At 72.6% G+C, this 22,667-nt stretch carries 14 protein-coding genes and 1 pseudogene; 10 read left to right on the plus strand and 5 right to left on the minus strand.

What is annotated here, in order from left to right:
* Positions 1 to 91: 91 nt before the first annotated feature.
* Positions 92 to 1,003, plus strand: a complete 912-nt coding sequence (locus tag ACWDYJ_RS26245) for a DivIVA domain-containing protein (protein ID WP_451568042.1) — start codon at positions 92 to 94, stop codon at positions 1,001 to 1,003.
* 316 nt (positions 1,004 to 1,319) lie between these two features.
* Here ACWDYJ_RS26245 and ACWDYJ_RS26250 read toward each other — a convergent pair whose 3' ends face one another.
* Entirely contained in the window at positions 1,320 to 2,171 is an 852-nt protein-coding gene (locus ACWDYJ_RS26250) for an alpha/beta fold hydrolase (RefSeq protein WP_451568043.1), read from the minus strand.
* Positions 2,172 to 2,237: 66 nt separating this feature from the next.
* Here ACWDYJ_RS26250 and ACWDYJ_RS26255 point away from each other — a divergent pair, with 66 nt between their 5' ends.
* A complete protein-coding gene (locus ACWDYJ_RS26255) occupies positions 2,238 to 2,798 on the plus strand; it encodes a CGNR zinc finger domain-containing protein (RefSeq protein WP_451568044.1) in 561 nt (186 codons plus the stop codon).
* On the opposite strand, the gene ACWDYJ_RS26260 is transcribed toward ACWDYJ_RS26255, so the two are convergent.
* Both ACWDYJ_RS26260 and ACWDYJ_RS26265 read right to left on the minus strand, forming a co-directional pair.
* Entirely contained in the window at positions 2,765 to 3,595 is an 831-nt protein-coding gene (locus tag ACWDYJ_RS26260) for a hypothetical protein (RefSeq protein ID WP_451568045.1), read from the minus strand. The genes ACWDYJ_RS26255 and ACWDYJ_RS26260 overlap by 34 nt on opposite strands.
* A gap of 77 nt (positions 3,596 to 3,672) precedes the next feature.
* Complete coding sequence (locus tag ACWDYJ_RS26265; protein ID WP_451568046.1) at positions 3,673 to 5,250, minus strand: MFS transporter; 1,578 nt, start codon at positions 5,248 to 5,250, stop codon at positions 3,673 to 3,675.
* A gap of 364 nt (positions 5,251 to 5,614) precedes the next feature.
* Here ACWDYJ_RS26265 and ACWDYJ_RS26270 point away from each other — a divergent pair, with 364 nt between their 5' ends.
* The 3 genes from ACWDYJ_RS26270 to mfd all read left to right on the plus strand — a co-directional run bounded on the left by ACWDYJ_RS26270 (position 5,615) and on the right by mfd (position 12,748).
* Entirely contained in the window at positions 5,615 to 6,391 is a 777-nt protein-coding gene (locus ACWDYJ_RS26270; RefSeq protein ID WP_451568047.1) for an ABC transporter ATP-binding protein, read from the plus strand.
* Complete coding sequence (locus tag ACWDYJ_RS26275; RefSeq protein ID WP_451568048.1) at positions 6,388 to 8,973, plus strand: ABC transporter permease; 2,586 nt, start codon at positions 6,388 to 6,390, stop codon at positions 8,971 to 8,973. Before ACWDYJ_RS26270 ends, ACWDYJ_RS26275 begins: the two co-directional genes overlap by 4 nt.
* Before the next feature lie 217 nt (positions 8,974 to 9,190).
* The gene (mfd, locus tag ACWDYJ_RS26280) at positions 9,191 to 12,748 is read left to right on the plus strand and encodes a transcription-repair coupling factor (protein ID WP_451568049.1); all 3,558 of its coding nucleotides are present in this window, start codon (positions 9,191 to 9,193) and stop codon (positions 12,746 to 12,748) included.
* Positions 12,749 to 12,839: 91 nt separating this feature from the next.
* On the opposite strand, the gene ACWDYJ_RS26285 is transcribed toward mfd, so the two are convergent.
* Entirely contained in the window at positions 12,840 to 15,311 is a 2,472-nt protein-coding gene (locus ACWDYJ_RS26285) for a phospholipase D-like domain-containing protein (RefSeq protein ID WP_451568050.1), read from the minus strand.
* Positions 15,312 to 15,441: 130 nt separating this feature from the next.
* On the opposite strand from ACWDYJ_RS26285, the pseudogene ACWDYJ_RS26290 reads away from it, so the two are divergent.
* The 3 genes and pseudogenes from ACWDYJ_RS26290 to ACWDYJ_RS26300 all read left to right on the plus strand — a co-directional run.
* Positions 15,442 to 16,107: pseudogene (locus tag ACWDYJ_RS26290) on the plus strand (SAM-dependent methyltransferase); the annotation flags it as partial.
* Between the two features lie 108 nt (positions 16,108 to 16,215).
* Positions 16,216 to 16,860, plus strand: coding sequence for a hypothetical protein (locus ACWDYJ_RS26295; RefSeq protein ID WP_451568051.1), 645 nt, complete (start codon positions 16,216 to 16,218; stop codon positions 16,858 to 16,860).
* The gene (locus ACWDYJ_RS26300; RefSeq protein WP_451568052.1) at positions 16,857 to 18,371 is read left to right on the plus strand and encodes a protein kinase domain-containing protein; all 1,515 of its coding nucleotides are present in this window, start codon (positions 16,857 to 16,859) and stop codon (positions 18,369 to 18,371) included. The genes ACWDYJ_RS26295 and ACWDYJ_RS26300 overlap by 4 nt, the downstream gene beginning before the upstream one ends.
* On the opposite strand, the gene ACWDYJ_RS26305 is transcribed toward ACWDYJ_RS26300, so the two are convergent.
* Entirely contained in the window at positions 18,359 to 20,722 is a 2,364-nt protein-coding gene (locus ACWDYJ_RS26305) for a YfhO family protein (RefSeq protein WP_451568053.1), read from the minus strand. The genes ACWDYJ_RS26300 and ACWDYJ_RS26305 overlap by 13 nt on opposite strands.
* 177 nt (positions 20,723 to 20,899) lie before the next feature.
* Here ACWDYJ_RS26305 and ACWDYJ_RS26310 point away from each other — a divergent pair, with 177 nt between their 5' ends.
* Entirely contained in the window at positions 20,900 to 21,526 is a 627-nt protein-coding gene (locus tag ACWDYJ_RS26310; protein ID WP_451568054.1) for a SurA N-terminal domain-containing protein, read from the plus strand.
* Between the two features lie 28 nt (positions 21,527 to 21,554).
* Positions 21,555 to 22,577, plus strand: coding sequence for a nucleoside triphosphate pyrophosphohydrolase (locus tag ACWDYJ_RS26315; protein WP_451568055.1), 1,023 nt, complete (start codon positions 21,555 to 21,557; stop codon positions 22,575 to 22,577).
* The last annotated feature ends 90 nt before the right edge of the window (positions 22,578 to 22,667 follow it).

The following is a 22,667-nucleotide window of genomic DNA, read 5'->3' on the forward strand; positions in this document are numbered from 1 at the left end:
CCTCGAACGGGGTCTCGGCCCGGCCATTCCGGCTTCTGCCCGCAAATGACGCATCCTTGACAGGAATCCCCGCGAGAGAGGCGCTTCCCGCATGAGTGCACCCACGTCACCTCACGGACATCACGGACATCACGGACATCACGGACCTCAGGGCTTCGCGACCGTGCGCGGTCGCGGCTACCGCGCGGAAGAGGTCGACCGGTATCTCGCACGGCTGGCCGACAGCCGGGACGAGGCCTGGGAACGGGTGGCACGGCTGACCGTCCTGGCCAAGCGGATGGAGGCGGAGGCCGAGCGGCTGCGGACGGTCGTGGCCTCGCTGGCCCCGCAGACGTACGAGGAACTGAGCGAACGCGCCCGGCGGATCCTGCTCCTGGCGCAGGAGGAGTCCGACACCGTACGCAGCGACGCGCGGGCGGACGCGGCCGAGGCGCTGGGCGCGGCGGAGGCGTACGCCGACCGTGCGGCCGAACTGGCCCGCCACGACGCGGAGGCGGTGCGCGAGCAGACCGAGGTCCGGGCGCGGCAGGGGCTGCTGCGGGCGCAGCGGGAGGCCGACGGGATCCAGGCGGAGGCGCGGGAGGAGGCGGCGGCGTGGCGGTCGCAGGCCGCGGACGCGCTGACCGAGATGCGGCGGCGGTCGGACGCATTGCTCGCGGAGGGGGAACAGGAGCGGGCGGAGCGGTGGGAGGCGTCGGAGCGGGAGCTGACGGCGCGCGAGACCGAGGTGCTGGGCCGCCTCGCGGAGGACGAACGGTACGCGGAGGCGCGGCTGGCCGAAGCGCGCCGGGGGTTCGCCGAGGCGGAGGAGGCGGCGCGGCACGGGCAGGAGGACGCGGAGGCGCGCGGGGCGGAGCTGGTGGCGCAGGCGCGGGTGAAGGAGGAGCGGGTCGGGCGGGAGACGGAGCGGATCCTGCGGGAGCACGCGGAGTCGCAGGAGGAGATGCGGGCGCACATGAGCCATGTCCGGTCCAGCTTGGCGGCGCTGACGGGGCGAGCCTAAGGGCTGTCCCGTGATCCCCGGCGGGCGCACGACGACAGCTACGGCACCTCGCCGCGTTGTCGGAACGCCCGAACACGCCCAGTATGAGGACGCCCCTCCGCCCGGGGGCACCTCCCAGCGGTAGCTGGGGGAGATGCACCGCATCTGACGCCGTGCGCTGATCCACTGGGGATTACGGGACAGCCCTTAGGCCCGCCCCCGGCAGTTTCAGCCTCGCCAGGGGATACCCGGGACGGAGTCTGGGGGGAGACGCGGAGGCGGGGGCGGAGCCCCGGTGTCGGGAAGGGGTGGGGCGGGGGAGAGGCCCCGCCCTCCGTCAGGGGAGCTTCCTGAGGAACGTCGAGATCAGGGGGGCGATTTCGGTGAGGTGGGTTTCGAGGGCGAAGTGGCCCGCGTCGGCGAAGACGTGGACCTCGGCGTCCGGCGCGTCCTGGAGGTAGGCCTTGGCGCCCGCAGGGGTGAAGAAGGGGTCGCCCGCGCCCCACAGGACCAGCAGCGGCGGCCGGGCGGTGCGCAGCCAGGCCTGCCAGGCGGGGTAGTGGGCGAAGTTCGAGGCGTAGTCGAAGGCGAGGTCGGCCTGGGCATCGGCGCGGCCCGGCAGGCCGAGGTAGTGGACGTCGAGGGTCCAGCTGTCGGGGGAGATCAGGGTGGTGTCGGCGACCCCGGTCTCGTACTGGAAACGGGTGCCTTCGAGGGTGAAGAGGCCTCGGACCTGCTCCTCGTGGCCGGGGATTTCGCGGCGGAGTGCGGTGAACGCGCGGGCCGTGTCCGAGAGGCCTTCCTCGTACGCGTTGCCGTTCTGGACGATCAGGCCGGTCACCCGCTCCGGTCGGCGGGTGGCGAGGCGCAGGCCGACCGGAGCGCCGAAGTCGAAGGCGTACAGGGCGAATCGGTCCAGGCCGAGGGCGTCGGTGAAGGCCTCGACGGTGTCGGCGAGACGGTCGAAGGTGTAGGTGAACCCGTGCGGGGCCTCGGTCCGGCCGAAGCCGGGGTAGTCGGGGGCGATCAGGCGGTACGGGGTGTCCGCGAGGGAGTCCATCAGGCGGGTGAACTGGTGCGAGGACGTGGGGAAGCCGTGCAGGAGCAGCAGGACCGGGGCGTCGGCGGGACCGCTTTCGCGGTAGGCGACGGTCACGCCGTCCACGTCGACGGTGCGGTGAGCGATCATCACATGCCTCCGAGATCTTGGGTGGCATGAGTCTAATGGATCAAGTGGGGTGAGTACCATGTGGATATGACGGAATTTCCGCTGATGGGTGAGCCCCTCGCGCTGGACCTGCTGAACACCCGGCCCGCCGGTGCCGGGGATCTCATCGGTGACCCCGCCGGTCTGGCCGCCTGGCTGGAGCGGGAAGCCGGGCGGCTGGGGCCGGCCGGTGAGGTGGGGGCGGCCGAGGTGGCCGCCGTGCATGCGGTGCGGGAGGCGGCCGGGCCGGCGCTCGATGCCGTACGGCACGGGGAACGGCCGCCCGCCGGGGCGTTGAGGGTGCTGAATCAGGCCCTGTCCGGAGCCCCGCTCCATCGTGAGCTGGCATGGACCGATGGCGGGCTGACGGTGGCCGCGCGCCGGGCGGGCGCCCCGGCGCGGCGGCTGGCGGCCGAACTGGCCGAGGCCGTCGCGGAGTTGCTGGCCGATCCGCAGGTGGCGGCGGTCCGGGAATGTGAGGCGCGGGGCTGCGTGCTCCTCTTCCTCCCGGGGCATCCGCGCCGCCGCTGGTGCGTGGCGTCGGTCTGTGGCAACCGGGCGCGAGTGGCCCGCTACTACGTCCGTCGCAAGGAGGGGTCTTCCTCGTAGCGGTACGGGTCGCTGCGCAGGCCGTGAGAGGTGACCACCAGCGTGAACGGGGGCTGGACGGTGAGCGGCAGAGGGACCGTCAGGGCTCCGGTAGCCGGGTCGGGGGTGGCCGGGAGGGGGGTGTCGTCCGCCGTGAGGCGGGGGTCGGTGAAGCCGCCGCCCGTGACCGTGAGGTGTCCGTCGGTGAGGGTGGCGTCCGTGATCACGGGGACGGCTCGGGCCGCCATCTTGTTCACCAGGTACGCCGCCGCCGGGGCGCCCGTCAGGGCCCAGATCTCGGCGGGCAGGCGGGGGAGTCCGCCGCCCACGTCCGAGAGGAAGAACAGGACGACGTAGAGCATGGTGACCGCGCTCAGGGCGACGTACTGGAGGTCGACGAGGTCGGTCCGGCCGCTGTCGTTGGCGATCAGCTCGCGCAGGGGCCGGCGGCCCGTGGCGGTCGGCTTCGGGGCCGGTTTGGCCATGGAGCCCCGCTCCAGCCGCATCCCGACGACCGTCTTCGCCCCGATCAGGGCCACGTACGGGCCGCCGAGCAGCGGCAGGTAGACCGTCGTCAGGGTGGAGAGCGGACCGTGCTCGCCCTGGAACCACGCGACGCCGCCGCCCGCCGTCAGGCCGTACGCCAGGACCGTGAGCAGCAGCCAGACCAGGATCACGGTCCAGGCGAGCGCCAGGGTGGTGGAGGTGGAGAGCCGGCCGTCGCGGCCGGTGGCGAAGCGCGGGTCGCGGTAGAGGCGCAGGGCCACCGGTCCGGCCAGTGCGGCGAGTAATGCCAGTGCGAAGAGTGTGGAAGCCATGTCGTCCCCCCGGGCGGCGCCATTTGGTTGGGCGGTCCTGGGGACGAGGGTCGCCCATGGGCGCTGGGCATGACAAGTCAGTGGCGTTCGGGGAGTACGGGGAAGACGCGTGGGGCGACCAGCAGGAGGATCAGCAGTCCCGCCACGGCGGCGGCCGTCGCGCCGAGGAAGATGTGGTCCACGGCGGTGGCCACCGCCTCGCGCAGGTGGTCGGCGGCGGCCGTCGGGAGGGTGTGCCGGTCGGTCAGGGCCCGCGCCACGTCGTCCAGCCGGTCGGGGAGTCCGGGCACCGGGGCGTCGGCCAGCCTGGCGGCGATGGTCGCGTTGGCGACGGCCCCCAGCAGCGCGGCGCCCACGCTCTGGCCGACGGTGCGGCAGAAGAGCACCGAGGCCGTCGTGGTGCCCCGCTCCGCCCAGCCCACCGTGGACTGCACCCCGACGACCAGCGGCAGTTGGAACAGGCCGAGGGCGGCCCCCAGCAGCAGCATGACCAGCGCGGGCTGCCACGGCCGGGCGGGATGCGGGAGCAGGGTGAAGGCGAACAGGATCACCGCTGCCAGAGCGATCCCGAGGGCGGCGGTGTCGCGGAAGCCGATGCGCCGGTAGAGGTGCTGGCAGAAGGCGGCCGACAGGGGCCAGGTGAGGGTCATCAGGCCCGTCAGGATCCCGGCGCCGACGGGCCCGAGGCCGAGTACGGACTGCGCGTACGTCGGCATGAACACCATCGGGGCGACCATCAGCAGGCCCACCGCCGCCATGGCCAGGTTCACGGCGGCGATGGTGCGCCGGCGCCACACCCAGCCGGGCAGGATCGGCTCCTGGGCCCGGCGTTCCACGTGGACCACCAGGGTGGCCAGCGCCGCGCTCGTGCCCAGCAGCGCCAGCGAGGGCGCGGACAGCCAGGGCCAGGCGACGCCGCCCTGCACCAGCGCGAAGAGCAGCACGGCGCCGCAGGCGAAGACGCAGAGCGCCCCCGCCCAGTCCACTGGCCCCCGACGTCCGGGGGAGCGTACGGGTTCCACGAGGTGGCGGGCGGTCAGCCACAGGGCGAGCCCGGCCGCCGGCACGTTGATCAGGAAGGTCCAGCGCCAGCCCGCGTACGCGGCGAGCAGGCCGCCGAGCGCGGGGCCCAGGAGCGAGGACGAGGCCCAGACGGTGGTCATGCGGGCCTGGATCCTGGGCCGGTCCTTCAGCGGGTACAGGTCGGCGGCCAGGGTCTGCACGGTGCTCTGGAGCGCGCCGCCGCCGAGCCCCTGGACGATCCGGAAGGCGATGAGCGCCGCCATGTTCCAGGCGGTCGCGCACAGGAGGGAGCCGACGAGGAAGAGGGCGATGCCGAAGAGGAGGACGGGCTTGCGGCCGAAGGTGTCGCTCAGCTTGCCGTAGACGGGGAGGGTGACGGTGACGGCGAGGAGGTAGCCGGAGAAGAGCCAGGAGAAGAGGGAGAAGCCGCCGAGGTCGCCGACGATCTGGGGGACGGCGGTGGAGACGATCGTCGCGTCGAGGGCCACGAGGGCCATGCTCAGCATCAGTGAGACGACCACGGGGGTGGGCGGGCGTCCGGGCGGGGCCGATGAGGGGCCCGAGGTGGCGGAAACGTTTCCTTCCGGGGCCTCCGCCGTGTTCTCGCCCGCCGCCACCCCGGCCCCCTCCACGTCCTCGCCCCCGGACGTCCGGACGCGGAGAACACCATCTCACCGGGGGTGTGCCCGGCGGTATCCCTCACTTCTCTTCCGCCGAAAGGTGGAGAACCCCTAAGGGTTGCTCCCCCCAAGGGGCCAGGGGTCTTTCGTCCCGGCGGATGAGGCCGAAGGTCCCGGCGCGTCCTTAACTGATTCATATGAGCGGGGCCGCCGCGGGGGTGGGGTTAACCCCCCGGTGGATACGGCGACGGGCACCAGCGCGCCGGACACCCCCGCGCCACAGACTTCATCACGGCGACGTACGCACGCAGACGAACGACGAACGACGAACGACGACTGACGAATGACGAATGAGGAGAGCACCGTGACAACGGCGATGACCGAAACCAGGCACGGGAGTACCGGTGGCCACGGCCTCGTCGCTGCCCGGGCGCGCAGTGTGGTCAAGGCCTACGGGTCCGGAGAGACCCGCGTCGTCGCCCTCGACGCGGTGGACGTGGACATCCACCGCGGCCAGTTCACGGCGATCATGGGCCCCTCCGGTTCCGGCAAGTCCACGCTGATGCACTGCCTGGCCGGCCTCGACACGGTGACCAGCGGGCAGATCCAGCTCGACGACACCGAGATCACCGGCCTGAAGGACAAGAAGCTCACCCAGCTGCGCCGGGACAAGATCGGTTTCATCTTCCAGGCCTTCAACCTGCTGCCGACGCTGAACGCCCTGGAGAACATCACGCTCCCCATGGACATCGCGGGCCGCAAGCCCGACCAGCAGTGGCTGGACCGGGTGGTGGAGACCGTGGGCCTCGCGGGCCGCCTCAAGCACCGCCCGACCGAGCTCTCCGGCGGCCAGCAGCAGCGCGTGGCCGTCGCCCGCGCCCTCGCCGCCCGCCCGGCGATCATCTTCGGTGACGAGCCGACCGGAAACCTGGACTCCCGGGCGGGCGCCGAGGTCCTCGGCTTCCTGCGCAAGTCCGTGGACGAGCTCGGCCAGACCATCGTCATGGTCACGCACGACCCCGTCGCCGCCTCCTACGCGGACCGCGTCATCTTCCTCGCCGACGGCCGCATCGTCGACGAGATGATCAACCCCACCGCCGACGGCGTACTCGACCGCATGAAGGCCTTCGACGCTCGCGGGCGGACCTCGTGACCGTCATGAAGACCGCGCGGCGCAACTTCGTCGCGCACAAGGGGCGCATGGCGCTCTCCGCCATAGCCGTTCTGCTGTCCGTCGCCTTCGTCTGCGGCACCCTGGTGTTCACCGACACCATGAACACCACCTTCGACAAGCTGTTCGCGCTCACGAACTCCAACGTCACGGTCAGCCCCAAGGCGGCCGGGGGCGGGGACGAGAACCCGGACACCGGCAAGCCCGAGATGCTGACCGGCTCGGTCGTCGCCCAGGTCCAGAAGGCCGAGGGCGTCAAGTCGGCCGAGGGCGGCGTGCTCTCCATGTCCGTCACGGTCGTCAACGCCAAGAACGAGAACGTGGGCTCGACCACCGGCGCCCCGACCATCGCGGGCAACTGGTCCGACAACGAGCTCAAGTCCATGAAGATCACCTCCGGCCACCCGCCGCGGGGCCCCACCGAGGTGATGGTCGACGGCGACACGGCGAAGAAGCACCACCTGGCCATCGGTGACGAACTGCGCACCATCGCCGTCACGGGCGACACCCGCGCCAAGATCAGCGGAATCGCCTCCTTCACGGTGACCAACCCGGGCGCGACGGTCGTCTACTTCGACACCGCCACCGCCCAGCAGCAGCTGCTCGGCGCCCCCGGTGCCTTCACGCACATCAACGTCACCGCCAAGGACGGGGTGAGCGACGCGCAGCTCAAGCGGTCCATCGAAAGCACTTTGGGTGCCGTCGGCGCGGACACCTACACGCTCCAGACCGCCAAGGAAGCCGCGGACGCCAACCGCAAGGACGTCGGCTCCTTCCTCGACGTCATGAAGTACGTGATGCTCGGCTTCGCCGGGATCGCCTTCCTCGTCGGCATCTTCCTGATCTTCAACACCTTCTCGATGCTGGTCGCCCAGCGCACCCGTGAGATCGGCCTGATGCGCGCCATCGGCGCGGACCGGGGGCAGATCAACCGGTCCGTGCTCGTCGAGGCCTTCCTGCTCGGCGTCGTCGGCTCCCTCCTCGGTGTCGCGGCGGGCGTCGGCCTGGCCGTCGGCCTCATGGAACTCATGGGCCAGATGGGCATGAAGCTGTCCACCGACGACCTGACCATCGCCTGGACCACCCCGGTCGTCGGCCTGGTCCTCGGCATCGTCGTCACCGTCGTCGCCGCCTACGTCCCCGGCCGCCGGGCCGGGAAGGTCTCCCCGATGGCCGCCCTGCGCGACGCCGGCACCCCCGGTGACCGCAAGGCCGGCATCGTCCGCGCCGTCCTCGGCCTGACCGTCACCGGCATCGGAGCCGCGGGCCTGTTCCTGGCCGCTGCCGCCGACAAGGCCGCAGCGGGCTCGCTCTGGCTCGGGGTCGGTGTGGTCTTCACCCTCATCGGCTTCATCGTGATCGGCCCGCTGCTCGCCGGCGTCGTGGTCCGGGCGCTGTCCGCCCCGGTCCTGCGGCCCTTCGGCTCCGTCGGGCGGCTCGCCGAGCGCAACGCGCTGCGCAACCCCCGCCGTACCGGCGCCACCGCCGCCGCGCTGATGATCGGACTGGCGCTGGTCGCCTGCCTGTCGGTGGTCGGCTCCTCGATGGTGGCCTCGGCCACCGACGAGCTCGACAAGTCGGTGGGCGCGGACTACATCGTCAACTCGCAGACCGGGCAGCCGGTCATGCCGCAGGCCGAGCAGGCGCTGCGGGCGAACACCCGGCTCGACCACGTCACCGCCTACCGCGAGGTGCGGGCGAAGGTCACCGCCCCCGACGGGACCACCGAGGAGGTGGGCCTGGGCGCGACCGACCCGACGTACGCCCAGGACATCCGGCGCAAGATGGTGGCCGGCGAGCACGCGGCGGCGTACGGCAAGGACGCGATGTCGGTCGGCTCGATCTACGCCGAGGCGCACCACATCAAGCTCGGTGACGAGATGACGGTCGCCTTCACCGGCGGCAACACGGTCAAGCTCAAGGTCGCGGCGATCACCAGCGACGAGGGCAACCTCGACAAGACCATGAAGTACGTCAGCACCGCCGTCGCCGAGGCGAACGTCCCGGCCGACAGGATGCCGCGCCCCTTCATGCTGCTGGCCAGCGCCGAGGACGGCCAGGCCGACGCCGCGTACAAGGAGGTCAAGGCGGCGCTGGCGGAGTACCCGCAGTACGCGGTGCGCAACCAGGCCGACTACAAGCAGTCCCTGAAGGACCAGGTCGGCCAGCTGCTGAACATGGTCTACGGGCTCCTCGCCCTCGCGATCGTCGTCGCGGTGCTGGGCGTGGTGAACACCCTGGCCCTGTCGGTGGTCGAGCGGACCCGCGAGATCGGCCTGATGCGCGCCATCGGCCTCTCCCGCCGTCAGCTGCGCCGCATGATCCGCCTGGAGTCGGTGGTCATCGCCCTCTTCGGCGCCCTGCTCGGCCTCGGGCTGGGCATGGGCTGGGGCGCCACCGCGCAGCAGCTGCTCGCGCTGGAGGGCCTGAAGGTGCTGGAGATCCCGTGGCCGACGATCCTCGGGGTGTTCGTGGCCTCCGCCTTCGTGGGCCTGTTCGCCGCACTGGTCCCGGCCTTCCGGGCGGGTCGGATGAACGTCCTGAACGCGATCGCCAGCGACTAGCACCGCCGCACGCGGGAACGCCGGCCCCGGGCCGCCCGAGAGGGCGGTCCGGGGCCGGCGTCGTCGGTGGCGGCGCACGGTGCTCCCGTGCCCCCGTGCCCCCGTGCGGTGACGGTGGTCGGGCGTAGGGTGGGAAGCCCCGGCCCGTTCACGTGTCGGGCCGTTCGCGTTGCCCCTCCAGACCTCAAGCCCTGCCACCGGATGGAAAGCACTTTTCATGAGCCTGCACGGACTGCTCGACGCCGTCACCCGGGACCCGGCCCTCGCCGAGGCGGTCACCGCGGCCGGGGACGGCAACCGCATGCACGTGGACCTCGTCGGCCCGCCCGCCGCGCGGCCCTTCGCGATCGCCGCGCTGGCCCGGCGCACCGAGCGCACCGTCCTCGCGGTGACGGCCACCGGGCGGGAGGCGGAGGACCTGGCCGCAGCCCTGCGCTCGCTGCTCCCGCCCGACGAGATCGTGGACTACCCCTCCTGGGAGACGCTGCCGCACGAACGGCTCAGCCCGCGCAGCGACACCGTCGGCCGCCGGATCGCCGTACTGCGCCGGCTCGCGCACCCCAGCAAGGACGACCCGGCCACCGGACCCGTCTCGGTGATCGTCGCGCCCATCCGGTCCGTGCTCCAGCCGCAGGTCAAGGGGCTCGGTGACCTCGTACCGGTGAGCCTGCGCCAAGGCGACAGCGTCGACCTCGGAGAGATCACCAAGGCGCTGGCCGCGGCGGCGTACGCCCGCGTCGAGCTGGTCGAGAAGCGCGGGGAGTTCGCCGTACGCGGCGGGATCCTTGACGTGTTCCCGCCCACCGAGGAGCACCCGCTGCGCGTGGAGTTCTGGGGCGACGAGGTCGAGGAGATCCGTTACTTCAAGGTGGCCGACCAGCGGTCCCTGGAGATCGCCGACCACGGGCTGTGGGCCCCGCCCTGCCGCGAGCTGCTGCTGACCGACGAGGTACGGGAGCGGGCCGCGGCCCTCGCGGAGGCGCACCCCGAGCTGGGCGAGCTACTGAACAAGATCGCCGAGGGGATCGCCGTCGAGGGCATGGAGTCCCTGGCCCCGGTCCTGGTCGACGACATGGAGCTGCTGATCGACGTGCTGCCGGCCGGGTCGATGGCGGTGGTCTGCGATCCCGAGCGGGTCCGTACGCGGGCCTCCGACCTCGTCGCGACCTCGCAGGAGTTCCTGATGGCCTCCTGGGCGGCCACCGCGGGCGGAGGCGAGGCCCCCATCGACGTCGGCGCGGCCTCCCTGCGCGGGATCGCGGACATCCGCGACCACGCCCGCGAGCTGGGCATGATGTGGTGGTCGGTCTCCCCCTTCGCCGCCGACGAGACGGCCGGTGACGGTACGGTGACATCAGCCGGCGAGCCGGCGGTCCTGAAGCTCGGCATGCACGCCCCCGAGGCCTATCGCGGCGACACCGCCCGCGCGCTCGCCGACACCAAGGGCTGGATCGCCGACGGCTGGCGCATCGTCTACCTCACCGAGGGCCACGGCCCGGCCGCCCGTACCGTCGAGGTCCTCGGCGGTGAGGGCATCGCCGCCCGCCTGGAGGCGGACCTCGGCGCCCTGGATCCCTCGATCGTCCACGTCGCCTGCGGTTCGATCGCCAACGGCTTCGTCGATCCGGCCCTGAAGCTGGCCGTCCTCACCGAGACCGACCTGACCGGGCAGCGCACCGCCACCAAGGACCTCGGCCGGATGCCGACCCGGCGCCGCAAGTCCATCGACCCCCTCACCCTGGAGGCCGGCGACTACATCGTGCACGAGCAGCACGGTGTCGGCCGCTACGTCGAGATGGTGCAGCGCACCGTCCAGGGCGCCACCCGCGAGTACCTCCTCGTCGAGTACGCCCCCGCCAAGCGCGGCCAGCCCGGCGACCGGCTCTACATCCCCACCGACCAGCTGGAGCAGGTCACCAAGTACGTCGGCGGCGAGGCCCCGACCCTGCACCGGCTCGGCGGCGCCGACTGGACGAAGACCAAGGCGCGCGCGAAGAAGGCGGTCAAGGAGATCGCCGCCGACCTGATCAAGCTCTACAGCGCGCGCATGGCCGCGCCCGGCCACGTCTTCGGCCCGGACACCCCGTGGCAGCGCGAGCTGGAGGACGCCTTCCCGTACGTGGAGACGCCCGACCAGCTCACCACCATCGCCGAGGTCAAGGAGGACATGGAGAAGTCGGTCCCGATGGACCGGCTGGTCTGCGGCGACGTCGGATACGGTAAAACCGAAATTGCTGTGAGAGCCGCGTTCAAAGCGGTCCAGGACGGCAAGCAGGTCGCCGTCCTCGTGCCGACCACGCTCCTCGTGCAGCAGCACTTCGGCACCTTCTCCGAGCGCTACAGCCAGTTCCCGGTCAACGTGAAGGCACTGTCCCGCTTCCAGGGCGAAGCCGAGTCCAAGGCCACCCTGGAAGGACTGCGCGAGGGCTCGGTGGACGTGGTCATCGGTACCCACCGGCTGTTCTCGCAGGAGACCAGGTTCAAGGACCTGGGCCTGGTCATCGTCGACGAGGAGCAGCGGTTCGGCGTCGAGCACAAGGAGCAGCTGAAGAAGCTCCGCGCCAACGTCGACGTCCTGACCATGTCCGCGACCCCGATCCCGCGCACCCTGGAGATGGCGGTGACCGGCATCCGCGAGATGTCGACGATCACCACCCCGCCGGAGGAGCGGCACCCGGTGCTGACCTTCGTCGGCCCGTACGAGGAGAAGCAGATCGGCGCGGCCATCCGCCGCGAGCTGCTGCGCGAGGGCCAGTGCTTCTACATCCACAACCGGGTCGAGTCCATCGACCGGGCGGCCGCCAAGCTGCGCGAGATCGTGCCGGAGGCGCGGATCGCGACCGCGCACGGGCAGATGGGCGAGAGCGCCCTCGAACAGGTCGTGGTGGACTTCTGGGAGAAGAAGTTCGACGTGCTGGTCTCCACGACCATCGTCGAGTCCGGCATCGACATCTCCAACGCCAACACCCTGATCGTGGAGCGCGGCGACAACTTCGGCCTCTCCCAGCTGCACCAGCTGCGCGGGCGCGTGGGCCGCGGCCGCGAGCGCGGGTACGCGTACTTCCTCTACCCGCCGGAGAAGCCGCTCACCGAGACCGCGCACGAGCGGCTCGCGACGATCGCCCAGCACACCGAGATGGGCGCGGGCATGTACGTGGCCATGAAGGACCTGGAGATCCGCGGCGCGGGCAACCTGCTGGGCGGCGAGCAGTCCGGCCACATCGCGGGCGTCGGCTTCGACCTGTACATCCGCATGGTCGGCGAGGCGGTGGCCGACTACCGGGCGGAGATCGAGGGCGGGGTGGAGGAGGAGCCGCCACTGGAGGTCAAGATCGAGCTGCCGGTCGACGCGCACGTCCCGCACGACTACGCGCCCGGTGAGCGGCTGCGCCTCCAGGCGTACCGGTCCATCGCCGCCGCCAACTCGGAGGCGGACGTCAAGGCGGTACGGGAGGAACTGACCGACCGCTACGGCAAGCTGCCGGAGCCCGTGGAGAACCTGCTGCTGGTGGCGGGGCTGCGGATGCTCGCCCGCGCCTGCGGGGTCGGCGACATCACCCTCCAGGGCCCCAACATCCGCTTCGGGCCGGTGGAGTTGCGCGAATCGCAGGAGCTGCGCCTCAAGCGGCTCTACCCCGGCACGGTCCTCAAGCCCGCCACCTCGCAGGTGCTGGTGCCGCGGCCGAAGACCGCCCGGGTCGGTGGGAAGCCGCTCGTCGGCCGTGAACTGCTGGGCTGGACCGGGGAGTTCCTCACCACGATCCTCGGCTCGTAGGGCCCCGCGAGGCAGGCGGCGCCGGCTTCCGGGACGCTGTACAGCGGTCCCGGAAGCCGGCGTCGTGCCGCGAGCCGTACCGTGTGCGGGGCTACTGGTTGAGGAAGCCGTCGCGCAGGCGCATCTCGTTGAATCCGTTCTGGTCGTAGTCGTCCGAGTACGTCAGCGCCAGGCGGCCGCTCGGCGCCAGCGACACCGCGACGCCGGACTGGTGGCCGCCGGTCACCACGTTCATTCGGCTGACGGGCAGCCGCCCGGCCGTGGTCCCGTCGGCGTTGAATCCGCGGGCCCACACGTCGTGGAACCCGTCGACGAACACCTCACGCCAGCCCACGACGAAGGTGCCGTCGTCCGACACGGCCACGTCGGGGTCGGACTGGGCGCCGACCGGGCGGTTGGGGTCCACCGGCTCCTCGGTCGTGCCGTTCTCGGAGACGGTCCGGGCCTCGGCGGCCGTCGGCGTACCGTCGGCGGAGAAGGCGCGGTGATGGATCCGCTCGGGGCGCACGAGCGTGCCCGTGCCGGTGGTGTACTCGTCCGACCAGGTGGCGACGATCCGGCCGTCAGCGGTCTGCGCCACGGCGGGCTTGGACTGCTGTCCGTCGGTGAGGGAGTTGGCGACCTTGCGGGCCACGGCGAATCCGCCCGTCGTGTTCAGCTTGGCCAGGCCGACGTTGATGCCGCCGTTGCCGTCGGCGTCCTCCTCCCACACGATCGCCGTGTTGCCGGCGGCGTCGACCGCGGCGTCGGGGCGGCGGTTGGAGCCGGCCGCGCCCGCGGCGATGGTGCTGACCTTGACGTCCTGGTAGCGCAGGGCGCCGGCCGCGTCCCAGCTGCTCGCGTAGATCTGGTTGAGGGTCGAGCCGTCGGCCGTGTCCTCCCAGGCGACGCTGTACACGCCGGTCCCGGTGACGGCCACGGTCGGGCGGAGCTGGTCGCCGTCGCCGGAGGCGTGCGGGCGGGGCAGGCTGGTGACCGTACCGCTCGCGCTCACCTTCCGTACGCTGATGTCGGCGTACTTGTTCCCGTCGGGGTCCGCCGCCCACACCACGACCGCGTTGCCGTTGTCGTCGATGCCGACATCGGGCTTCTGGTTCGACCAGGTGGCGTTGGTGCCGCTGGTGCTCAGCTTCTTCTCGTCCCACAGGGGGACGCCGTCCTTGTACATGCGGATGTACACGTCGGTGCCGAGTTCGGTGTCCGCGGCGTCGTGCCGGTCGCCGTTCTCGTAGACGACGGCCGTGTACGTGCTCGTGGCCGAGCCGCTCGATGCCATCGCGCTGTAGTGCTGGTCGCCCGCCGCGCCCACGTTCACCCGCGAGTAGTGGGCCGAGGAGGTGCCGTACTTGGCGGCGTCGAGGTCGACCGCGGCATCCCGGACCTTGTTGAAGTTGTCGACGAACGCCTGGTAGGTACCGGCGTCGTCGATCCGCAGGAGGGTCTCGTCGTTGCGCTTGAGCGCGCCCGAGGTCCAGTTGTGCGAACCGGTGTAGACGTGCCGGACCTGCTTGCCGGCCGCGTCCGTCCATTCGGTCAGCAGGTACTTCGAGTGCACGGTGGCGCGATTGCAGGAGTACCCGCGGATCTTGTACCGGCAGCCGCCGGCCCGGAGCCCGTACGCGTTGATGTCCAGCGCGGTGAGCTCGTTGATGCCGTTGTTGCCGCCGAGACTGCTGTAGTCGCGCGCGATGGCGTCCACGGCGCAGCCCGCCTTGCGCTTGCGGTCCAGAGCCTCGTACACGGCCGGACGGGTCGACCTCTGGTCGAGCTCGGCTGCCGCGAGGCGGATGCGACCCCCGCTGGTGGGTGTGCAGACGACCTTGTCGATGAAGGAGGCGAGGATGTCGGCGTTGCCGTAGTGGGCCGCGTCCGAGGCGGTGTCGCGCGGGAAGAAGATCGCCTCGACCGGGGCCGTCGGGTCGTCGTACGTGTAGTCGTACGTCGTGTGCAGCGAGTCGCCGGCGTGCTGGACCTGCCGGTTGAAGGCGGAACGGAAGCGTGAGGCCAGCGTGGCGTTTCCCGCGACGGTGACCGCGTTGTTGATCTCACCGTCCTGGCCGCCAGCCATGTTCTGCGAGGACTGCCAGACGACGTTCTTGCGTCCGTCGCCCAGCGAGTCGAACACGGCGTACTTGTTGTGGGATATCGCCCCTTCGTCGCCCGTGCCGTTGCCCAGGCAGCTGTTCTGGCACAGGGTCAGGGAGCTGTTGCCGGTGAGCTTCGACGCGAAGGTGTCGAGGGTTCCGCTGACGGACTTCTCGACGGATATCTTCAGCGTCACGCCGCGCGACTGCGCCGCGAGCAACTTGTCCTGGATCGACGTGGCGTTGTTGAGCCAGTACATGCTCATGTACAGGGTGCCGGAGTCGGCGAGGTCGATCAGGCCGTTCAGCTGGCTGGAGATCGAGAAGTCGTAGGTGCCGTGCACCGTCGGGTAGTTGAAGACCGACGTGTACGGACCCGACGTGACGGTCTCGGCCTGTGCGGCCGGAGGCGTCAGCAGTGTCAGAGCCACTGCGGCGGGGACAACTGCCGCGAGGGTGCGACGGATTGCTCTGTGCATAGTCTTCCTCAAGAGCGAGCCAGTAAGCGGAATGGCGCACTCTAGTCGCCTGTGGTGACGGACGTCATGGGGGGTGGAGAGTGCGGTTCCGTTTGCCCGGTTCGCCTGCTTCCGCGCCCCGGCGGGGGCGCGGCTCGACGACACCCTCGCCCGCGCGGCCCGGCTCGCCCCGCCGCCCGCCGCCCCGGCCGGTGAGGCCGCGGCCCGGCTGCCGCAGACCACCATCGGTGAACTCGCCCGCGCCGGAGCCCTGGTGCTGCGCGCGGGGAGCGGGGCGGCCGCCGGGCCGGGAGGGACCGCCGTCCTCACCGAGCACGACGTGTACGCCGGGACCGCGCCCTCCGGGACGCCGGGCGGCCCGGCCACCGCTGCCGGATCCGCCGACGAGCCGGTCGTCGCCGCTCCCGGCGACGTGGTCGTCCCCGTCGTCGGCGCCGTCGGCATCGCCCGGGTCATCGGTACGGACCCGGCGAGCGGCGCGGGAGCGGTGCTCGGCCGCAACCTCCAGCTGCTGCGCCCCGACCCGGCCGCGCTCGGCCCCTGGTTCGTGGCCGGATTCCTGCGCGGCACCGCCAACAACCGCCGCGCCAGCAGCCACGCCTCCACCGCCACCCGCCTCGACGGCCGCAGGCTCCAGCTGCCCCGGCTGCCGCTGGCCGAACAGCGCCGCTACGGCGAACGGTTCCGGGCGCTCGCCGAGTTCGAGGACGCGCTGAGGCCGGCGGGACGGCTGGGGGAGCGACTCGTACAAGGCCTGTACGACGGTCTGTCGGACGGTTCTGTCCTGCCGGGGTGAGTCTTGTGCAGCGACCCTGCAACGGTTGGGTCCATCCCCTCACGAACGGCCGGAAAGGCTGTATACCCTCGGACGGAACCTCTTCCGTACGGCCCGTCAGGAGCATCGATGCACGCCCCCGGCATCCCGCCGCACCAAGGCCCCCAGGGCCACCGGCCCTCTTCCGGAGCCGTGGTGACGCTGCGCGTGCTGTTCGCGGCGCTGCCCGTGCTCAGCTGCGGCTTCTTCGCCTGGGGCTCGATGCTGCGGCTCGCCCTGGTCACCCGTAAGACGCGGGACTGGGTGCTGCTCGTCGTCAGCGGCGCGCTGTCCGTCGCGTGGATCACCTTCATCGGGCTCGACCCGACCGCCGAAACCAACGGCTGGCAGAGCGACCTCGGGGCCGGCGGCTCCCTCCTCACCGGCTTCGCGGTGTGCGTGTACTTCCTCGTCGCCGACATCAAGCACCACGAGACGAGGGCCTCCGTACACCCGGCGGCCGCCTGGTACGGGGCGCCCGCGCCCGCGCCGTACGCGCCGCCGCAGCCGCGGCAGAGCGGGCCGGCGTACGGCTACCCGCCCGCGCACACCCCCGTCCCGGCCGCTCCGCAGGGCCCGCCCCACGTGACCCCGCCGCCGCGCATCGGGCAGGTCCGCGCCGAGCTCGACGAGCTCAGTGAACTCCTGCGCAAGCAGTCCCCGGCCCAGCCCCCGCAGCCGGGCGGCCCCTACCAGGACCCGAACCAGACGGCGTCCCAGGACCCGACCCGGTGACCGGTCCCGAACGGCTGATCGGCGAGCGCTACCAGCTCGCCACCATCCTCGGCCAGGGCGGCATGGGCCAGGTCTGGACGGCCTACGACCGCCGCCTGGACCGCCGGGTCGCCGTCAAACTGCTGCGCCCCGACAAGGTGGCCGGCCCCGGCACCGTCGCCGAGGAGCTGCGCCGCCGCTTCGTGCGCGAATGCCGGGTCACGGCGCAGGTGGACCACCCCGGTCTGGTCACGGTGCACGACGCGGGCAGCGACGGTGACGAGCTGTACCTCGTCATGGGTTACGTCGAGGGCTCCGACCTCGCCGACCACCTCGCCGAGCACGATCCGTACCCCTGGCCGTGGGCGGTCGCGGTGGTGGCGCAGCTGTGCGCGGTGCTGTCGGCCGTGCACGCGGTGCCGATCGTGCACCGTGACCTGAAACCGCGCAATGTGATGCTCCGCCCGGACGGCACCGTGCTCGTCCTGGACCTCGGCGTCGCCTCGGTGATGGACACCGACACCACCCGTCTCACCAGCACCGGTTCACCGATCGGCAGCCCCGCCTACATGGCGCCCGAGCAGGCCATGGGCGGCGCCGTGGGCCCGTACACCGACCTGTACGCCCTCGGTGTGCTGCTCTACGAACTCCTCAGCGGCAACGTCCCCTTCGCCGGCTCCACCGCCCTCGGCGTGCTGCACCGGCACCTGTACGAGCCCCCGGTCCCGGTACGCCGGCTGCGCCCCGAGGTCCCGCAGGAGCTGGAGGCGGTCCTGCTCCGCCTCCTCGCCAAGGACCCGCAGGACCGCCCCGCCTCCGCCCAGGAGGTGTACGAGGCCCTCACGCCGCTGCTGCCCGTCCGCGGCAGCCGCTCCCCGGCCGGCCCCCTCGATCCGACCCGCCCCTTCCTGCGCCCCCACGCCCCCTGGCCCGACCGGGCCGCCGTCATCCCCCCGCGCCCGGCCACGCCGCCGTCGCCGCCCCGGCCGGACATCCCGGGCGCGGTGGACGAGGCCCGGGGGCTCCTGGACCAGGGGCAGCTCACCCAGGCCGTGGACATCCTCGGCGGCATCCTCCCGGCCGCCGCCGCGGAGCACGGCGAACATTCGCCGGTGGTCCGCAGCCTGCGCAAGCAGTACGCCGCCACGCTGATGGACGACGGCCAGTACCGCCGCGCCCTGCCCGAACTGCGCCGTCTCGCCGACGAGTTCCCGGCCGGGGACGCGCAGGCGCTGCGCTTCCGCTACGACGCGGCCCAGTGCCTGGAACAGCTCGGCGAACCGGCGGCGGCCCTCGCCGAGTACCGCTCCCTGCTGCCCCTCTTCGAGAACCACTACGCCAACCCGGACCCGGGCCTGCCCCTGGAGGTCCGCCGCCGGATCGCGCACCTGCTGCTCTCCCTCGGCGACCGCCCGGCGGCCCACGACACCCTGGTCCGCCTCCTCTTCGACGCGGACCGCCTCCACGGCCCGGCCCACCCCCTCCCGGTGGAGATCCGCCGCACCCTCCAGTGGCTGGGTCAGGTGCGCTGACGGCGCCTGAGCGCCAGGGCGAGCAGGACCGCCGCCGCCAGTGCGGCCACGGCCGCGCCGGGGAGCAGGCCCGGCGGGCGGAAGGCGCAGTCGACGCTGGTGGTGCGGCCGTCCAGGGGGACCGCGACCAGGCCCAGGTGGGCCGAGGCCGGGCGCCCGTTGCAGGTCCAGCCCGCGATGGCGGGGACCGACAGGACCGCCGTGCCCGTGCTGCCCGGCGGCAGCGTGGCGCGGACGCCGGAGGAGCCGGCCCGTACGGAGGTGGCGGCCGAGGCGCGCAGCGCGGACACCGCCGGGGCGAGCCGGGCCCGGTCCAGGCAGGACAGGGTCCAGGCGGGCGGGGCGGGCCGGTCGAAGACCAGCTTCGAGCCGGGCCCGTGGGAGGGGCCCATCGGCTGGAGGGCTGCCCGGTTGCGCGGGGCGTTGCCGTTCAGCCGGAAGGCCGGGCCGTCCGCGAGGCGGGCCGTGGCGTTGTACTCGGGGGCCCAGAGGTAGGCCTCGGTGCCCGCGCGGCAGACCCCGGGCGCGACGGGGTCCTCGTAGACCTTCGCGCCCAGCAGGAGCTCCTGGTTGGCGAAGGGGGAGTCGCCGTACCCGGCGGCGGGGGATCCCGCCGGGCGGACCGTCACCAGCGGGGGCACCTCGGCCCGCGCGACGGTGCCGTCGGGCCGCAGCCGGGCGCCCACCGCGAACACGGCGTCCGTGACCGGGTTGTCGAGGCTCTGGACATTGCGGCCCCGCGAGGTCCAGCCCGCGCCGAGGGCCGCCATGGTCCGCGTGAACACGTCCGGGGTGTGGCTGCTGTAGTACGAGCCGCCCTCGCCGCCCAGCAGCAGCGGGTCGTTGCCCGACAGCGCCGGCCGGCTCGGATCGGTCCGGTACGCCGGCCAGCCCTCGGCCCCTGCCAGCGCCTCGGCCCGCGCGGTGTGGGCCGGGGTCCAGGAGGGGTAGTCGTCCAGCCCGGCCAGCTTGCCCTTGTGGCCGTAGGCCGTCGTCGCCGCGGCCTGCGCCACCAGCGCCACCGCGAGCAGACCGGCCGCCGCGAAGGCCGCCCGGCGGTGGCGCACCGCCCACCAGGCCCCGGCCGTCACCGCGAGCCCGCCGCCGAAGAGCCCGTAGCCCCACGCCGTCGTCAGCCCGCTGCCGCCCACCTGGGCCGCGGCCGCCGCCGCGGCCAGTACGCACGCCCCCGCCGCCAGGGCGCGTACCCCCGGCAGGCCCGCCGCCAGGCCGGTCCAGGCGGCGATCACCAGGATCCCGGCGAGCACGAAGGTCTGCCGGTACGGGCTCCCGTTCGGGGTCGCGAAGACGTGCCAGGCCAGATGCGTCGGAGCCCACTGCAAGGAGAGCAGGACCGCCCCGGCCAGCCCCGCCCACCACCACCGGGTCCGGGCGGGCACCGCCCGGTGGAACGGCAGGGCCGCCGCCAGCAGCAGCGTCCCGGTCCCGACGAACACGGCGGGGGAGGAGAAGGAGTACGTCGCCGGCATCAGCCGGGCGAAGAGGTCCGGCCACGGCACCGGCCGGAACTCCTTGAACCACCCCGGGTACGCCTGCCTCGAACTCAGGAACAGCGGTACGAGCACCGGCGCCGAGAGGGCGATGCCCAGCAGGGTCGTCCCCGCCGCCCGCCCGATCACCCGGGCCCGCTCCCGGAACCCCTCCCGGGTCAGCACCACGCGTACCAGCAGCACCAGCGCCGCCCCGAGCGTGGCCATGTACGCGGTGTAGAAGTTCGCCGTCCACCAGACGGCCACCACCAGGGCGCCCGCCACCGGGCGGCGCGAGCGCAGCGCCCACTCGCCCGTCAGGCACAGCAGCGGGAAGGCGATGAGCCCGTCCAGCCACATCGGGTTGTACGCGGCCTCGATCACCGACCAGCCGCACAGCGCGTACGAGGCCCCCAGCAGCCCGGCCGCCCACCACGGCCCCTGGCGCTGGGTGCGCAGCAGCCAGGCCATCGCCGCCGCCGCGGCGGTCATCTTGAGCACGGTGACGACGTACACCGCGAGGTCTATCTCCGCGCGCGGGAAGAGTGCCACCAGCACGGCGAACGGGCTGGTCAGGTAGGTGCCCAGGTCGGGCAGGAAGCTGGTTCCGTACCCGGACCGCCAGTTGAGGAGCAGACCGCCCTCGGCCCGCCCGTGCAGCAGGTCCCACAGGTGCGCGTGGAAGGGCACGAACTGGTTGCCGAGGTCGTTCACGCTGCGATGGCGCGGCCCGTACGGGAACACGCGCGCGGCGGCGTCCCCGGCGCACACGGCCACCGCCGTGACCAGGGCGGCGAGCGCCGAGCCGAGCAGACTGGTCCGGCGCGCGGAGCGGTGGGGCGGAGGCTGCGGTGTCGACATGGTGGGCCGACCCTCGCAGCAACGGAGGGCCGGGCGGTGGCCGGGGGGTGAACACGCACCTCAACGCTCCCGGAATCGTTGGTCGAACCGGTGGCCCGGACCATCCTGACTGCATACCATCGATCACCGCACGGCCTTGTGCACTGACGCACAATCTCCCCGGCCCTGGAGGCTCCTTTGCACCGTCGCACAGCGCTCTCCGTCTCCGCCGCCCTCCTCGTGGCGGCCCCTCTGCTGGCCGCCTGCTCGGGCGAGTCCCGCCCCGGCACCGCGGCCGTCGTCGGCGGTGAACGGATCACCACCTCCGCGCTCCAGGCCCAGGTGAACGACGTCCGCACCGCGCAGAACCGTTCCGCGCAGGGCGCCCAGCTCATCGGCGCCACTCCCGGCCTGGAACGCGTCAAGCTGAACAAGATGATCCAGTCCGCCGTCCTGGAGCGCGCCGCCGAGGACGCGGGGGTGAGCGTGAGCACCAAGGAGATCGAGGACGTCCGCAAGGCGCAGCTCCAGCAGGCGGGCGACGAGGACGCGCTGGCGGAGGCGGCCCTCCAGCAGGCGCAGCTGGCCCCCGGGCAGATGGACGCGGACACCCGCTTCAAGCTGCTGCGCGACAAGCTCTTCGAGCACTACGGCAGCCAGGAGAAGGCGCTGGAGAAGCTCGGCGCGGCCGCCAAGGCCCTGCACATCGAGGTCAACCCGCGCTACGGCCGCTGGGACGCGCGGCAGATCCTGCTCGGCGACCAGGAGACCCCCTGGATCACCCAGCGCACCCAGCCCGAGCAGGCGCCCCCCGCCGGAGCCTGAGTCCGCGGGGCGGAGGTAGGTTCGGAGGGTGACCGACCACACCGCCGAACCCGCCCCCGCCGACGAGCCGGCCGCCGAGCCGACCGGCCGCATCGTCCTGCTGACCGCCAGCCACCGGGTCGCCCCCGGCCTGCTGTCCTGGCCGGCCTGGCAGACCCTGCACGCCGCGGACCGGGTGCTGTGCGCCGACCCCGGCCACCCGCAGCTGCCGTACCTGCGCGAGGCGGGTGTGGAGGTGGAGCACGCGGCCCCCGACGCGCACGAACTCGTCGAGGCCTGCGCCGGAGGCCGCACCGTCGTCGTCATCCCGGGCGGCGAGGGAGACCAGCGGCTCACGGACGGGCTGGCCCGCCTCGCCGGCTCCGGCCGCGTCGCCATGCCCGACCTGGAACTGCTGCCCGGCTCCTACGACCTGCCCGGAGCGAGGCTGCTCGACCTGGTCCAGGTGATGGACCGGGTCCGGCGCGAATGCCCCTGGACCTCGCGCCAGACCCACGAGGGGCTGGTGAAGTACGCCATCGAGGAGGCGTACGAGCTGGTCGAGGCGATCGAGGTCGGCGACCGTGACGAACTGCGCGAGGAGCTGGGAGACGTCCTGCTCCAGGTGGTCTTCCACGCGCGCATCGCCGAGGAGGCCACCGGGGATGCCGGCACCGCCGACGAGGCGTTCTCCATCGACGACGTCGCCGGGAGCCTGGTGGAGAAGCTGATCCACCGCCACCCGCACGTCTTCGGCGACGAGAAGGCCGAGACGCCGGAGGAGGTCAGCGCGCACTGGCAGGCCACCAAGGCGGTCGAGAAGCAGCGCGAGTCCGTCACCGACGGGATCCCGCTGGGCCAGCCCGGGCTCGCCCTCGCCGCCAAGCTCGCCGGCCGGGTCCGGGCGGCCGGCGTCGCCGTGGAGCTGCCCCGGGGCGAGGGCGTCGGTTACGAACTGCTGGAGCTGGCGGCGCGCGCCGAGGCCGCGGGGACCGACCCGGAGACGGCGCTGCGCGCGGCGGCCCGGGTCTACCGGGACGCGATCCGGGCGGCCGAGGGCCTGGAGAACTAGGTCGTGTCGTCAAAGTCCCTCCTGGCCGGTGGGGCCTGGCACGCACGCTCATCCCCCAGCCTCCGGCCGGGGGGACCCCCAGGTTGTCGT

It is taken from the genome of Streptomyces sp. NPDC003042 (assembly GCF_053591315.1).